This is a genomic window from Streptomyces indicus (assembly GCF_900100315.1).
In the GTDB taxonomy this organism is placed as follows: Bacteria; Actinomycetota; Actinomycetes; order Streptomycetales; family Streptomycetaceae; genus Streptomyces; species Streptomyces indicus.
The window spans coordinates 401,979-416,621 of sequence record NZ_FNFF01000001.1 but is presented as its reverse complement, the minus strand read 5'-3'; the positions used below and the strand labels follow the sequence as shown (position 1 = coordinate 416,621).

Annotated in this window: 11 protein-coding genes; 10 read left to right on the top strand and 1 reads right to left on the bottom strand. The window is 72.6% G+C overall.

The features are described 5' to 3' along the window. Window positions 1-2 precede the first annotated feature (2 nt). The 3 genes from xdhB (at window position 3) to BLT97_RS01870 (ending at window position 3,871) form a co-directional block, all read left to right on the top strand. Entirely contained in the window at window positions 3-2,459 is a 2,457-nt protein-coding gene (gene xdhB, locus BLT97_RS01880) for a xanthine dehydrogenase molybdopterin binding subunit (RefSeq protein ID WP_245769091.1), read from the top strand. A gap of 1 nt (window position 2,460) precedes the next feature. Continuing rightward, the gene (gene xdhC / locus BLT97_RS01875; protein ID WP_093606857.1) at window positions 2,461-3,270 is read left to right on the top strand and encodes a xanthine dehydrogenase accessory protein XdhC; all 810 of its coding nucleotides are present in this window, start codon (window positions 2,461-2,463) and stop codon (window positions 3,268-3,270) included. A gap of 256 nt (window positions 3,271-3,526) precedes the next feature. Then, window positions 3,527-3,871 (top strand): DUF8129 domain-containing protein, encoded by a 345-nt coding sequence (locus BLT97_RS01870; RefSeq protein WP_093606856.1) that lies wholly within the window; start codon window positions 3,527-3,529, stop codon window positions 3,869-3,871. Window positions 3,872-4,062: 191 nt separating this feature from the next. Here BLT97_RS01870 and BLT97_RS01865 read toward each other — a convergent pair whose 3' ends face one another. After that, window positions 4,063-5,088: an NAD-dependent epimerase/dehydratase family protein gene (locus BLT97_RS01865; RefSeq protein WP_093606855.1), complete on the bottom strand. Its 1,026-nt coding sequence runs from the start codon at window positions 5,086-5,088 to the stop codon at window positions 4,063-4,065. A gap of 167 nt (window positions 5,089-5,255) precedes the next feature. Here BLT97_RS01865 and BLT97_RS01860 point away from each other — a divergent pair, with 167 nt between their 5' ends. The 7 genes from BLT97_RS01860 (at window position 5,256) to BLT97_RS01830 (ending at window position 14,641) form a co-directional block, all read left to right on the top strand. Beyond that, on the top strand, window positions 5,256-6,065 hold the full coding sequence (locus tag BLT97_RS01860) for a class I SAM-dependent methyltransferase (protein ID WP_093606854.1): 810 nt from the start codon (window positions 5,256-5,258) through the stop codon (window positions 6,063-6,065). Between the two features lie 306 nt (window positions 6,066-6,371). Then, entirely contained in the window at window positions 6,372-7,088 is a 717-nt protein-coding gene (locus BLT97_RS01855; RefSeq protein WP_093607701.1) for a methyltransferase domain-containing protein, read from the top strand. Window positions 7,089-7,548: 460 nt separating this feature from the next. Beyond that, a complete protein-coding gene (locus BLT97_RS01850) occupies window positions 7,549-9,027 on the top strand; it encodes a sugar transferase (RefSeq protein ID WP_093607700.1) in 1,479 nt (492 codons plus the stop codon). Between the two features lie 72 nt (window positions 9,028-9,099). Then, window positions 9,100-10,425 (top strand): nucleotide sugar dehydrogenase, encoded by a 1,326-nt coding sequence (locus tag BLT97_RS01845; RefSeq protein ID WP_093606853.1) that lies wholly within the window; start codon window positions 9,100-9,102, stop codon window positions 10,423-10,425. 34 nt (window positions 10,426-10,459) lie between these two features. Beyond that, complete coding sequence (locus BLT97_RS01840) at window positions 10,460-11,734, top strand: glycosyltransferase family 4 protein (protein WP_093607698.1); 1,275 nt, start codon at window positions 10,460-10,462, stop codon at window positions 11,732-11,734. Beyond that, on the top strand, window positions 11,724-13,091 hold the full coding sequence (locus BLT97_RS01835) for a YveK family protein (protein ID WP_093607699.1): 1,368 nt from the start codon (window positions 11,724-11,726) through the stop codon (window positions 13,089-13,091). Before BLT97_RS01840 ends, BLT97_RS01835 begins: the two co-directional genes overlap by 11 nt. Further along, window positions 13,088-14,641, top strand: coding sequence for a Wzz/FepE/Etk N-terminal domain-containing protein (locus tag BLT97_RS01830; RefSeq protein WP_425442629.1), 1,554 nt, complete (start codon window positions 13,088-13,090; stop codon window positions 14,639-14,641). The genes BLT97_RS01835 and BLT97_RS01830 overlap by 4 nt, the downstream gene beginning before the upstream one ends. Window positions 14,642-14,643 lie beyond the last annotated feature (2 nt).

The window sequence follows — 14,643 nt, the reverse complement described above, 5'->3', positions numbered from 1 at the left end:
CCATGAGCCAGCTGTCCGCACGCCCCGAGAAGCCCGTCGTCGGTGCGTCCCTGCCGCACGAGAGCGCCTACCAGCACGTCACCGGCACCGCCCTGTACACGGACGACCTCGTGCAGCGCACCAAGGGCGTGCTGCACGCCTACCCGGTGCAGGTCATGAAGGCGCACGGCCGGATCACCGCCATCCGCACCGCGGCCGCACTCGAAGTGCCCGGTGTGGTGCGGGTGTTGACCGGTGCGGACGTGCCCGGCGTGAACGACGCCGGCATGAAGCACGACGAGCCGCTCTTCCCCGACGAGGTCATGTTCCACGGCCACGCCGTCGCCTGGGTGCTCGGCGAGACCCTCGAAGCCGCACGGCTCGGCGCGGCCGCCGTCGAGGTGGACCTCGACGAACTGCCCTCCGTCATCACCTTGCAGGAGGCCATCGCCGCCGAGAGCTTCCACGGCGCACGGCCCGTGATGGTGACCGGCGACGTCGAGGCCGGGTTCGCGGACTCCGCCCATGTCTTCACCGGCGAGTTCCAGTTCTCCGACCAGGAGCACTTCTACCTGGAGACGCACGCCGCCCTCGCGCAGATCGACGAGGCGGGGCAGGTGTTCATCCAGAGCAGCACCCAGCACCCCTCGGAGACCCAGGAGATCGTCGCCCACGTCCTCGGGCTCAGCAGCCACGAGGTCACCGTGCAGTGCCTGCGCATGGGCGGCGGCTTCGGCGGCAAGGAGATGCAGCCGCACGGCTTCGCGGCCGTGGCCGCACTCGGCGCCAAGCTCACCGGCCGTCCGGTGCGCGTCCGCCTCAACCGCACCCAGGACCTCACCATGTCCGGCAAGCGGCACGGCTTCCACGCGCAGTGGAGGATCGGCTTCGACGCAGAAGGCCGGATCCAGGCCCTCGACGCGACCCTGACCTCCGACGGCGGCTGGAGCCTGGACCTGTCCGAGCCGGTCACGGCCCGCGCGCTCTGCCACATCGACAACACGTACTGGATCCCCAACGCCCGCGTCGCCGGCCGGATCGCGAAGACCAACAAGGTCTCCAACACCGCCTTCCGCGGCTTCGGCGGACCGCAGGGCATGCTCGTGATCGAGGACATCATGGGCCGCTGCGCACCCCTGCTCGGCCTGGACCCGACGGAGCTGCGCGAGCGCAACTTCTACCGCGAGGGCCACTGCACGCCGTACGGGCAGAAGGTCACCCAGCCCGAACGGATCGGCGCCGTATGGCAGCAGGTCAAGGACAGCGCCCGCTTCGCCGACCGGCAGCGGGAGATCGCCGCCTTCAACGCCGCGCACCCGCACACCAAGCGGGGCCTCGCACTGACCGGCATCAAGTTCGGCATCTCCTTCAACCTCACCGCCTTCAACCAGGGCGGCGCCCTCGTCCTGATCTACAAGGACGGCTCCGTCCTGATCAACCACGGCGGCACCGAGATGGGCCAGGGCCTGCACACCAAGATGCTCCAGGTGGCCGCAACCACCCTCGGCATCCCGCTGCACAAGGTGCGCCTCGCCCCGACCCGTACCGACAAGGTCCCCAACACCTCGGCCACCGCGGCAAGTTCGGGCGCCGACCTGAACGGCGCGGCGGTCAAGAACGCCTGCGAGCAGCTGCGCGAGCGGCTCCTCCAGGTCGCCGCCACGCAACTGGGCACGAACGCCTCCGACGTACGGATCGTCGAAGGCGTGGCCCGCGGCCTCGGCAGCGACAAGGAGCTGGCCTGGGACGACCTGGTGCGCACCGCGTACTTCCAGCGCGTCCAGCTCTCGGCCGCCGGCTTCTACCGGACAGAGGGCCTGCACTGGGACGCGAAGGCGTTCCAGGGCTCCCCGTTCAAGTACTTCTCGTACGGGGCCGCCGCGGCCGAGGTCGAGGTGGACGGGTTCACCGGGGCGTACCGGATCCGGCGCGTGGACATCGTGCACGACGTGGGCGACAGCCTCTCGCCGATGATCGACATCGGCCAGGTCGAGGGCGGCTTCGTGCAGGGCGCGGGCTGGCTGACCCTGGAGGACATGCGCTGGGACACGGGCGAGGGCCCGCAGCGCGGCCGGCTGCTCACGCAGGCCGCGAGCACGTACAAGCTGCCGAGCTTCTCGGAGATGCCCGAGGAGTTCCACGTCACGCTCATGGAGAACGCCACCGAGGAAGGCGCGGTCTACGGCTCCAAGGCCGTGGGGGAGCCCCCGCTGATGCTCGCTTTCTCGGTACGGGAGGCGCTGCGGCAGGCCGCTGCCGCGTTCGGCCCCGGCGGCGTGAGCGTGGAGCTGGCCTCGCCCGCGACACCGGAAGCGGTGTACTGGGCGGTGGAGACGGCCCGTTCGGAGAGGGCCGTCGGCTCGGACGGCTCCGACGGGTCGACCCGGTTGAACGGTGTGAACGGCACCGCCGGCATGGTCGGCTCAGGCGGGACCGACGGCCGGCTCCGCGGCGACACGGCAGCGCTGAGCGGTGCCTGACATGACGTGGATCGCCGCGGTCGCGCGGCTGCGGGAACGCCGGGAGCCCGGCGTCCTCGTGACCGTCGCGACCGTGCGCGGTCACGCCCCGCGAGAGGCCGGTGCCAAGCTCGTCGTGGGGCGCAGCGAGACCTGGGGGTCCATCGGCGGCGGCAACGTGGAGGCCGTCTCGATCGACCGCGCACGGGAGTTGATCGAAGCGGGCAAGACCGAACCGGAGCTGGTGGACTTCGCCCTCAACGACAAGGTCACCAACCGGCACGGCGTGCAGTGCTGCGGCGGCACGGTCCAGGTGCTGCTCGAACCGCTGCCGGTCGTCCGGGCGGTGGCGGTGTTCGGCGCCGGGCACGTGGGCCTGGAACTCGCCCGCATCCTGGCCCGCCAGGACCTGGAGCTCCACCTGGTCGACAGCCGCGCCGACCTCCTCGCGGAGGAACGGCTCGGGGCGCTCGCGGACGCGGTGGCGCGGGTGCACGTGCACCACACCCCGCTGCTGCCGGAGGAGGTGCTCGGCCAACTCCCGCAGGGTACCCACGTGTTGATCATGACCCACGACCACGCCGAGGACGCCGCGCTGTGCGACGCGGCGCTGCGTACCGGCCATCTCGGCTCGATCGGGCTGATCGGCTCGGCGGCCAAATGGGCCCGCTTCCGCAAGCGCCTGTCCACCGAGGGCGGCCACGAGGACGCCGTCATCGACCGGATCAAGACACCCATCGGCCTGACCGAAATCAGCGGCAAGGACCCGGCGACGATCGCGGTGAGCGTCGCGGCGGATCTGCTGCGCACCTTCGAGGCGGAGGGCGGCTGAGCGTCGGTGGGGCCGGGGTGCGCATGACGCGTCGGGGAGGTGCGGCGTGACGCGCGGGGAGGCTGCGGTCAGCGGGAGGGGTGTCGTCGGCGGGACGGGTGCGGAGAACGCGTGCGGGTGACCCGTTTCCGTATCCCGTGTGCGGGCACCCGACCGGTCCCGCGGCGCACCGGAGACACGGGCGTCCCGGCCGTATCGCGGCCGGGACGCGCCCGCCTTCGCCGCGGCACACCGACGACCCCGAAGGGAGCGACCGATGGCTGACGCACCACGCCAGACCCTCCCCCTGCCCGACTACGACGAACTCCCGCTGGGCACGCTGGAGCACCGCATCCGCGCACTGGACACGGACGCCCTGGAGCAGCTCATGACGTACGAGCGCGCCCACGCCCACCGCACGGCTGTGATCCAGCTGCTCGACAACCGGATCCAGCAGGTCGCGGCGGGCAGCGCGCTGTCGGGCGGCGACCCGGCGGCCGGCCCCGAACGCGCGCACGCCCGCGCGGGCTCGAAGGTCTCGCCCGCCACCTCGCCCGAACCCCGGAGCGCGCCGCCGCACGGCAACCCGGACCAGCCGGGCCGGCCGAAGGGCAACCGCTGAGCGCGTGACGGGAAGGTGAAAGGGCGGGGCGGCCCGGCGCCCGCACCGGCGGGACGCGGCGGCCCCACCGGCCGCGCGAGCCCGGCCGCTCCGCCCACTCACCCCACCGTGCGCCCGGCTCAACCGCGAGCCCGGCTCAACCGCGCGTCCGGATCACCCCACCGTGCGCCCGGCTCAACCACGCGCCCGGCTCACCCCACCGTCCGCCCGGCCAGCGGCGCCGTGTCGAGCCCCGAGCCCTGCCGCATGCCGTGCAGCAGCTCCTGCACCGCCTCGACGGCGCTGCGCTCGGGCTGCCAGCCGAGCTCGACCCGGGCCCGGGTGCAGTCCATCAGCGGGAGCCTGAGCACCGCGTCGAAGAGGTGCGGCGAGGCGGGCACGGCATGCACCCGCCATGCGGCGGCCAGGGCCGTTCGGGCCGCACGGCGCGGGAGCGGCAGCACGCGCGCACCGAACAGTTCGGCCAGCAGCTCCGCGTCCACGGGGGGCTCCGCCGCCAGGTTGAACGCGCCGCGCGCGTCACCGAGCGCGGCGATCCGGTACGCCTGCGCCGCGTCGTCGGTGTGCAGGGCCTGGACCCGCAGCCCGGGGATGCCGGGCAGCACGGGCAGCAGCTCGGGCCGGGCCAGCTGTCCGGGCACGAACCGTCCGGCGAACAGGCGGCGCTGCTCGCTCGCCGACTCCTGCTTGAACAGGAACGCGGGCCGCATCCGCACCACGCGCATCTCGGGATGCGCGGTCTCGAAGGAGTCGAGCACCCGCTCCAGATAGGCCTTCTCGCGGCAGTACGCCGCGTCCGGCCAGCCGTGCGTGGGCCAGGACTCGTCCACCGCCCGGTCCTTGGGGCCCGGTGAGTAGGCGCCCACGGACGAGGCGTGCACCAGCGCGCCCACGCCCGCGGCCGCGGCGGCCTCGAAGACCCGCAGACTGCCCAGGACGTTGGTGCGCCAGGTGACCACCGGGTCATGGGTGGGCTGGAACCGCCAGGCCAGGTGCACGACCGCGTCCGCACCCGCGAAATGCTTGCTCAGCTCGTCCTCCGCCGCCAGATCGGACGCCAGCCAGTCGGTGCCCGGCGGCCGGGTCCCGGGGAGCCTGCGCGCCACACCGAGCACCGAGTCCACACCGGGGTCCTCGCTCAGCAGCCGCACCACACTGGTGCCGACGTTCCCCGTGGCGCCGGTGACCACGATCCTCTTCCCGCTTGCCGTGCCCATGGCCTGCTCCTTCCGGGAGATCCGCCGTACCGCGGCCCGGGTCCCCGTTACGGGAGGCTGAAAACTCCGGCGGGCCACCGCGCCCCCGTACGCGCGTAGACAGGACCCGCACCACCTACGCATATGCGCTGATGTACGGGAAGTCCGGCTGGTCCTAATCTCCGGGCATGAACCCGAAACCCACTCTGGAAGGCATCAAGGCCAAGCAGCAGGCGACGTGGGCCAGCGGCGACTACGGCGTGATCGCCGCACTGATCCACCCCATGGCCGAGCACCTCGTGCAGGCGGCCGACCTCTCCCACGGCGCACGCGTCCTCGACGTGGCCTCCGGCACCGGCAACGCCGCGATCGCGGCCGCGCGGTGCGGCTGCCGCGTGACGGCCACGGACTATGTGCCGCAGCTCCTCGAACGCGGCGCGGCCCGTGCGCGTGCGGAGGGCCTCGACCTGGCCTTCGAGGAGGCGGACGCCGAGGCGCTGCCCTACGCGGACGGCTCCTTCGACGCGGTGCTCTCGGTGGTCGGCGTGATGTTCGCGCCCCACCAGGAGGCGGCCGCCGCCGAACTGACGCGGGTCTGCCGCCCGGGCGGCACGATCGCACTGGCGAACTGGACACCGGACGGGTTCATCGGCCGTCTCTTCAAGACCATCGGCCGGCATCTGCCGCCGCCACCCGGGATCCAGCCACCGCCGCTGTGGGGCGACGAGGCCAGGGTGCGCGAGCTGTTCGGCGACCGGGTGCGCCAAGTGACCTTCGCGCCGCGGGACATGGTGTTCCGGTTCGGCTCGGCGGCCGGGTTCGCCGACTGCTTCCGTACGTACTACGGGCCCACGCTCAAGGCGATGGAAGCGCTCGGTGAAGGCGGCAAGGCCCTGTACGAGGACATGGTCGCCCTCGCCGACGAGCACAACACGGCCACCGACGGCACCCTGAAGGTGCCCTCGCGCTACGTGGAGGTCATCGCCGTCAAGGCGTGAGCGGTCAGGACAGGTACTGGCCTTGGAGTGCAGGGCCCCGGCACCGTGATGCATGGCCTGAAACCGGCGCGGGGGCCCTGCTCGCCATGTCCTGAAACAGCCCCAACGCCCTTGTGAGGCAAAGGAGTTGGGGCGGAAGGCACTGCACCTGAATCCCTCCGTCCGCCTCCGCACCCCCACTACGCTGCCCGCTACGTCCGAGCTTCGGTGCCTTTCGGTGCCGGGCGAGCAGGCGACTTGGGGGGATGCTGCGTGGGGGCCGTGGGAAAGAGCAGGTCGGCGTTGAAGTCGGGGGTCAAACGGCTCGTGGCGCGGACCGGGTTCGACATCGTGCGCAGCACCGACAACCGGGGCGGGGTGGACGAGTTCATCCCCTTCGAGGCGACGATGCGGGCCGCACGGTCCGCCGGCCTGTCGGTCGGCGACTACATCGACGAGGTCATGAACGGGACGCCCGGGGCTACCCGGTCCACCATCGAGGAACTCGCCGCGCGCGGCGTCTTCGCGGCCGGCCCGGACACCGTCCTGGAGATCGGCCCCGGCTCCGGCCGCTACCTTGAGCTGACCCTCAAGGAGTGCGCGCCCGGGCGTTACGAGATCTACGAGACGGCGCAGCCCTGGGCCGACCATCTGGTCGAGACCTTCGGCGTCGTGGCCCGTCCCGTCGCGGGCTTCAGCCTCGCCCCCACACCGGACGCGAGCGTGGACCTCGTCCTCGCGCACAAGGTGTTCAACACCCTGACGTTCCTGGGCACTTCGCGCTACTTCCTCGAGATGGCGCGGGTCGTGCGCCCTGGCGGCCGCATCGTCTTCGATGCCATGACGGAGACCTGTCTCGGCCCGGACACGATGCGCGCCTGGGCGGCCGAGGGCGGCACGGGGCACGACTCGTACCCCGCGGCGCTGCCGCGCGGCACGTGTGTGGACCTCTTCGCGAGCCTCGGCTGCGAGCTGGAGGGGAGCTTCCTCGCGCCCATGGGTGTGGGCACCACCGAAGTCCTCGTCTTCGCAAAGGCGACTTGACGCAGGTCGCGCGGCATATGCCCGCCGTACAGGCGCCTACATGCGGGTAACGATCGGTGTAAGCAGCTTCAAAGGTTCCGCACAAATTACACACATCCTCTCTTCACCCGGCCCGCGATGGTCTAGATTGACGCTTCACGTGCCGGGAAACCAGGCGACAAATCATGATCTATCGACCTTGTCGCCAGGGGAGTAGACCTTTGGGAGCGGGGAGCCCCCGAAGGCTTCTGCGGTCTACGCGTGTTGTGCAACTGGCGCCGAAGGGCGGTGTGTTCGCGGAGGGTGTGGGCCTTCCGGCGGAGGAACAGCGCGGTGCGGGAGGCGGGGGCCTCCCGGGGGAGCGACAGGGCGGGGGGCGGGGGCCTCCCGGGGGAGCGACAGGGCGGGGGGCGGGGGCCTCCTGGGGGGAGGAACCGTGTCGGGCGAGCACGTGGAACCACCTGGGGACCTCGGCGGGGCCGTGCGGCAGGAGGAATTAGCCGGCCCGCTTCCACCGGCGCGCGGACGGCCGGCGGGCGGGGCGATCGATCAGTCCGCAACCGACTGGGAGCAGCGGTACCGCCGTACCGTCATCGTGAGCGACACCGCGGCCACCGCCTTCGTGGTGGCGGCGATCGGCGGCTTCTTCGGGGTGCGGGACGCGGCCGACTGGCACGAGAAGTGGCGCATCCTCGCCTTCCTCACCGAGCTTCTGGTCCTCGGGGCGCTCGCGGTGAGCCGGTCGTGGGCGCCGGCCGTACTCGGCCAGGGCGCCGAGGAGTTCCGCCGGCTCGGCCGGGCCCTGTTCACGGCGGCCGTGGTCCTCTCGCTCGGCGGGATCGCGCTCAGCTCCCGCAACATCAAACTCTGGATCTTCGTCGCGATCCCCGCGATCGCGCTGGTCACCATGACCGAGCGCTATCTGCTGCGCCGGTGGCTGCACAAGCAGCGCGCGGAAGGCCGCTGTCTGCGGCCCGTACTCGCCGCCGGAAGCCCGGACACCGTACGGGACCTGATCGCCCGGGCCCGCAAGTACCCGCATCTCGGCTGGCGCGTGGACGCGGTGTGCACCCCGAGCGGACGCGGACCCGGGAGCGACCACCTGGACGGGGTGCCGGTCGTCGGCCGCCTCGGCGACGTCGCCCTGCACGTCAGGCGCGACGGCTACCGCGTCGTCGCGATCACCCCGGACCCGCACTGGACACCGGACCGGCTGCAGAAGCTGTCGTGGAACCTCGAAGGCAGCGAGGCCGACATGGTCGTGGCCCCGGTCCTGATGGAAGTGGCCGGACCCCGGCTGCATGTGGACGCGGTGCTCGGCATCCCGCTGCTGCGGGTCAGCATGCCGGTGTTCACCGGAGGCCGCCGGGTCGTCAAGTCGGTGGCCGACCGGCTGGGGGCCGCGGTCCTGCTCGTGGTGTTCTCGCCCCTGATGCTGCTCGTCGGCCTGGTCGTGCTCGCGGACAGCCGGGGCGGGGTGTTCTACCGGCAGCGCAGGGTCGGCAAGGACGGCCGCGAGTTCACCATCTACAAGTTCCGCACCATGGTCTCGGGCGCCCACCAGGCGCGCGCCGCGCTGGCCGGGCTCGACGAGGGCGCGGGCCTGCTGTTCAAGGTCCGCAGGGACCCGCGGGTGACGCGCGTGGGCGCGGTGCTGCGGCGCTACTCGCTGGACGAACTGCCGCAGCTGTTCAACGTACTGGCCGGATCGATGTCGCTCGTCGGTCCGCGCCCTCCGCTGCCGGAGGAGTCCGCCGCGTACGGCCCGGACATCCGGCGGCGGCTCCTGGTGAAGCCCGGCCTCACGGGCCTGTGGCAGATCAGCGGACGCAGCGACCTGCCGTGGGAGGAGGCGGTCCGCCTCGACCTGCGGTACGTGGAGGACTGGTCGCTCGCCCTGGACGCGGTGATCTTGTGGAAGACGCTGCGTGCCGTGCTCCAAGGACAGGGGGCTTACTGACGCGCGGGGGTCGCCGTCCGGTCAGGCGCACGGAACGCGGGCCGCAAGGCCCATGCAGGGGGAGGGACAGGAATGAGGGTCAGCGTCTTGGGGCTCGGCTACGTGGGCTGCGTATCGGCCGCGTGCCTGGCCGGCCAGGGCCACGAGGTCGTCGGCGTCGACGTGAACCAGGCCAAGGTCGACCTGGTCAACGACGGCAAGGCACCCGTGGTCGAGGAACGGATCGGCGAACTGGTCGCCGACGTGGTCCGCACCGGCGCGTTACGCGCCACCCGCGACGTCCGCGAGGCGGTCCTGCACAGCGAGGTGTCCCTGGTCTGCGTGGGCACACCCTCGGAGCCCAACGGCAGCCTGTGCACCACCTACTTGGAGCGGGTCACCGAACAGATCGGCGCCGCACTCGCCGAGCGCGGCACGTCCGGCGGTCGGCACACCGTCGTCTTCCGCAGCACCATGCTCCCCGGCACCTGCCTCGACCTCCTCGTGCCGATCCTGGAGAAGTACACGGGCGGCACCGCAGGCGTGGACTTCGGCGTCGCGGTCAACCCCGAGTTCCTGCGCGAGGGCACCAGCGTGCGGGACTTCTTCGACCCGCCCAAGACCGTCATCGGCGAACTCGACGCGGCGAGCGGCGACGTGGTGGCAGGTCTCTACGAGGGGCTGCCCGGCGAGGTGTTCCGCGTCCACATCGCGACGGCCGAGGCGATCAAGTACGCGGACAACGCCTTCCACGGCCTCAAGATCGGCTTCGCCAACGAACTCGGCGCGATATGCCAGGCGTTGGGCGTGGACCCGCACCAGGTGATGGACGTGTTCCTCGCCGACCGCAAGCTCAACATCAGCCCCGCCTACCTGCGCCCCGGCTTCGCCTTCGGCGGCTCCTGCCTCCCGAAGGACCTGCGCAGCCTGGTGCACGCGGCCCGCCGGGCCGATGTCTCGGTGCCGATCCTGTCCCACGTGCTGCCGTCCAACTCCGACCATCTGCAACGCGCGGTGGAGCTGGTCGAGCGCACCGGCAAACGCCGCGCCGGCCTGTTCGGCCTCTCCTTCAAGCCCGGCACCGACGACCTGCGCGAGAGTCCGCTCGTCGAACTCGCCGAACGCCTCATCGGCAAGGGCTACGACCTCAAGATCTACGACGCCAACGTCAACCTCTCCCGACTACTCGGCGCCAACCGCGAGTACATCGAGACCCGGCTGCCGCACATCGCCCAGCTCCTGGTGGACTCCGTGGACGAGGTGCTCGACCACGCCGAGGTGTGTCTGATCGGCACCAAGGACCCGGCCGTCCTGGCGGCGCTGCCCCAGGGCGACGGCACCCTGCTCATCGACCTCGTCCGCATCCCCGACGCCGCGGCGCGCCGGGCCGAACCGGGGTACGTGGGCCTTGTCTGGTAACGCCTTGTCCGAGAACGCTTCGTCCACCCACGCTCTGTCGAACGGGGCGGCCGCCCACGCGGGGCGTCGGCCCCGGCGGGCGCTGATCCTCGTCGAGAACCTGTCCGTGCCGTTCGACCGGCGCGTCTGGCAGGAGTGCACCACCCTGCGCGACGCCGGCTGGGAGGTGCACGTCATCTGCCCGCGCGGCGAGAAGCGCGACACCGAACCGGAAGCCGTGATCGACGGGATACGGATCCACCGCTACCCGCTGCGCGCCGCCACCGGAGGGCCGGCCGGCTATCTGCGCGAATACGGAACCGCGCTGTGGCACACCGCCCGTCTCGCCCGCAAGATCGGGCCCGTCCACGTCGTGCACGCCTGCAACCCGCCCGACCTGCTGTTCCTGACGGCGCGGTGGCTGCAGCGGCGTGGCGCCCGCTTCGTCTTCGACCAGCACGACCTCGTACCGGAGCTGTACCTCTCGCGCTTCGACCGCGGCAAGGACCTCCTCTACCGGGCCGTGTGCGCACTGGAACGCCGCACCTACCGGGCCGCGGACATCGTCCTCGCCACCAACGAGAGCTACCGGGACGTGGCGCTCGCCCGTGGCGGGAAGCGCCCCGAGGACGTGTTCGTGGTGCGCAGCGCACCCGACACGAAGCGGTTCCAACCCGTCCCGCCGGAACCGGAGTTGAAGCGCGGCCGGCCCCATCTCCTGTGCTACCTGGGCGTGATGGGCCCGCAGGACGGCGTGGACTACGCGCTGCGCTCCCTCGCGAAGCTCCGCGACGAACTCGGCCGCACCGACTGGCACGCCGTGTTCATCGGCGGCGGCGACACCTTCGACGCCATGGTGAACCTCTCCCGCAGCCTCGGCCTCGACGACCGGGTCGAGTTCACCGGCCGGATCCCCGACGCCGACCTCGCCCGCCACCTTTCCACCGCGGACGTGTGCCTCTCGCCCGACCCGCACAACCCGCTCAACGACGTGTCGACCATGAACAAGGTCCTGGAGTACATGGTGATGGGCCGCCCGATCGTCTCGTTCGAGCTGAAGGAGGCGCGGGTCTCGGCCGGGGAGGCCGCCCTCTACGCGCCCGCCGACGACGAGAGCGCGTTCGCCCGGTGCATCGCCCAGCTCCTCGACGACCCGGACCTCAGGGCCCGGATGGGCAAGACCGGGCAGGAGCGGATCGGCGGGGAGCTGTCCTGGTCCCACTCCCAGCGCGCCCTGCTCGCCGCCTACGAAGCCGCGTGCAGAAGCCGCACCGCGCCATCGGCAGGCGATGCCGTCCGGGTGCACAGGGGGCCGCGCCGTGCACGATGAAGCGATACACCTCGCCACGGTCGGGCGGGTCGTCCGGCGCCGCCTGCGGCTGCTCGCCGTCCTCACCCTCGTGGGCGCACTCGTCGGCCTCGGCCTGTCCGTGGTGTTCCCGCCGCGCTACACCACCTCCGCGTCCGTGCTCCTGTCCGGCCAGTGGGAGGAGCGCGAGCTGCTCACCCAGGCGGAGATCGCGACCAGTTCGGCGGTCCTCGACCGCTCGGCGGCCGCACTGCGCCGGTCCGGCGGCAACGGCGGGGACCTGAAGGACCGGGTGGCCGCCAAGGTCAGCGAAGGCAACATCATCAAGGTCTCGGGCACCGCGGAGACTCCGGAGCGGGCCCAGCGGCTGGCCGACCAGGTGGCCAAGGACTACGTCGCGTACGCCGCACGCCTCGCCGGCGACACCACCGACCCCGACGCCGCCCTGCAGCCCGAGGCGCTCAAGAAGCTGGTCGTGCAGACCAGCCGGCGCATCACCGAACTGGCGAAGGCCGCCGACCCGGGCCAGAGCGTGGAGAGCGTGCAGGGCCGCACCGAGCTGGAGAAGCTCCGTACCGCCCTTCAGGAGTCCATCGAGAAGCTGGACGAGGTCGACCCCGCGCTCAACCGGGCCAACATGGTCGTGATGGGTCCGGCCGCGCGACCGGCGGGCGAAGCACCGCCGACGCGCGTGCAGTTCATCGCCGGCGGGGCCCTGCTCTTCCTGCTCGTCGCCGTCGTGGGCCACCTCGCGGCCGCACGCGTCGGCCGGCGGCCGCGGACCGAGGCGGAGATCGCCGCGGCCCTCGGCTGCCCGGTCCTCGGCACCGTCGACGTGCCGGGGGAGCGCTCCGCCGAGGAGACGGAGCACGGCGGGGCACGGGCCCGCACGCGCCGCATCCTCGGCCTCGACACCCGCTGGGACCTCCCCACCCTTCAGGCGTCGGGCGGCGAGGAGGCCCGCCGGATCCGCTACGGGCGGGTGTGCGGACGGCTGCGGGACCGACTGCCAAGCTCCGGGCGCCCGTTGCTCGCGCTCGTACCGGACGGCGACGGTGTGGCCAGCCGCGCCGCCCTGCGGCTGGCCGCCGAGGCCGGGGACGACCCGCTGCTGCACGTCACCGGTGTCTCGATGGTCCGGCCGCTGGTGCCGGACCGCGGCACGGAGGCCGGCGCGGTGCTCGTGCTCGGCGCCGGCACCTGGACCGCGGGCGATCTCGCCGCGGTCGCCGAGTCCTGTGCGGACGCCGGGCACGAGCTCGTCGGCGCCGTGGTGGCCGCGGCGGTCCGCTCCCGTACGGCCGGCGCGGACGGCCGCGCACCACAAGGCGCCGCACCCGTCGCGGTCGGCGCGGACACGAGGGGAGGCGCCTCGTGACGACGCGCAGGACGCACCCGACCGGCACACCGGACACGACGCGCGTGCCGCCCGAGCCGTCGGACGCCACGCCGCTCATCGACCTCCAGTCGCTGGTGGTGGCGGTGCGCAGGAGGCGCCGCTTCTGGTGCTTCGTCGCCCTGCTCGGGCTGGTCGCCGGTGCGGCGGTGGCGGTCCTGATGCCGCCCCCGCCCACCGCGGTGACCACCGTGCTCGTGGCCCACGAGGCGGACCAGCCCAACGATCCCGGCACCCTCATCCGGACCGACGCCGCCCTCCTGAAGACCACGCGCATCGCGGACGCGGCCCTTGCCTCGCTGGACTCGGCCGAACGCCCCGAGGACTTCATGGCGGACTACGAAGGACTCGGCCTCACCAACAACCTGCTGCAGATCAAGGTGACGGGCGCGAGCGACGCCGAGGCCGTGACGCGGGCGAAAGCGCTGGCCGAGGCGTTCGTCGCGGACCACGTACGGCGCATACGGGAGGCGGCGGAGGCCGAGGCGGAGGCGCTGCTGCGCCAGCGCGACCGGATGGGCGACCGCCTCGCCGAGGTCAACGAGGAGATCGGTGACGAGACGCCGGAGACCGGGCCCGAGCAGGAGTCGCTCTTCGCGCGCCGGGCCGAACTCACCTCGCGCATCGCCGACTTCGACCAGCGCGCGGAAGAAGCACGGCTGGGCACGCCCCGTCTCGTCGCGGGCACCCAGATCGTGGACGCGGCGCGCGCGGTGGAGCACTCGCTGCCCAGGACCGCCGCCACCAACGCCGGGATCGGCCTCGTCCTCGGGCTCGTCCTCGGCATCGCGCTCGCGGCGGTCACCGCGGTGGTCGCGGACCGGCCCGTGCTGCGCCGGGCGATCGCCGCCCACCTCGGCGCCTCGGTCATCGCCGAACTGCGCCGCCCCTCCTTGCGGCCGTCCAGGCCCTGGCAGCGCGCCCGCACCCGCACGGCGCGCGCCCGGCTCACCACCACCCTCGCCCGCACGGTACGCGGCTCCGCGGAACCGGTGTCGCTCCTGGAACTGGGCAGCGCGCGCGGCACGGGAGTGATCGCCCGCGACCTCGCCGACGCCCTCGCACCGGACAGACCGGTCGTGCTCGTCGACGACCTGCCCGGGCGGCAGCTCGCCGCCCGCCGGCACAAGCCGGGCGGTCCCACCGTCGTCGCCGGCGACCAACTCGCGACCGTGCCGGAGCAGATGCGCACGATCGGCGTCGGTTCGGTGGCCCCCGGCACCGCGTGGACCGACCTGCGCCACCTCGGCACCCGGGCCGTGCTCGTCGTGCGCGCCGGACACGCCAGTGCCGCCTGGCTGCACACCGTGGCCCGGCAACTCGCCGACCAGCGCATCCCGGTGCTCGGCGTGGTGCTCATCGACCCCGATCCGCGCGACCGGACCGACGGCACGCTCTGGGACGCCGAACAGACCGCGCTGCGGGCGCGCGGCACGATTCCGCCCGCCCGGCGCAACGGCACCGGCCTGCCGCACGCGGAGCGGCAGCCCTGGGTCGTACGGGTGCCCGACAGCGACCAGGAAGGGCGGTAACC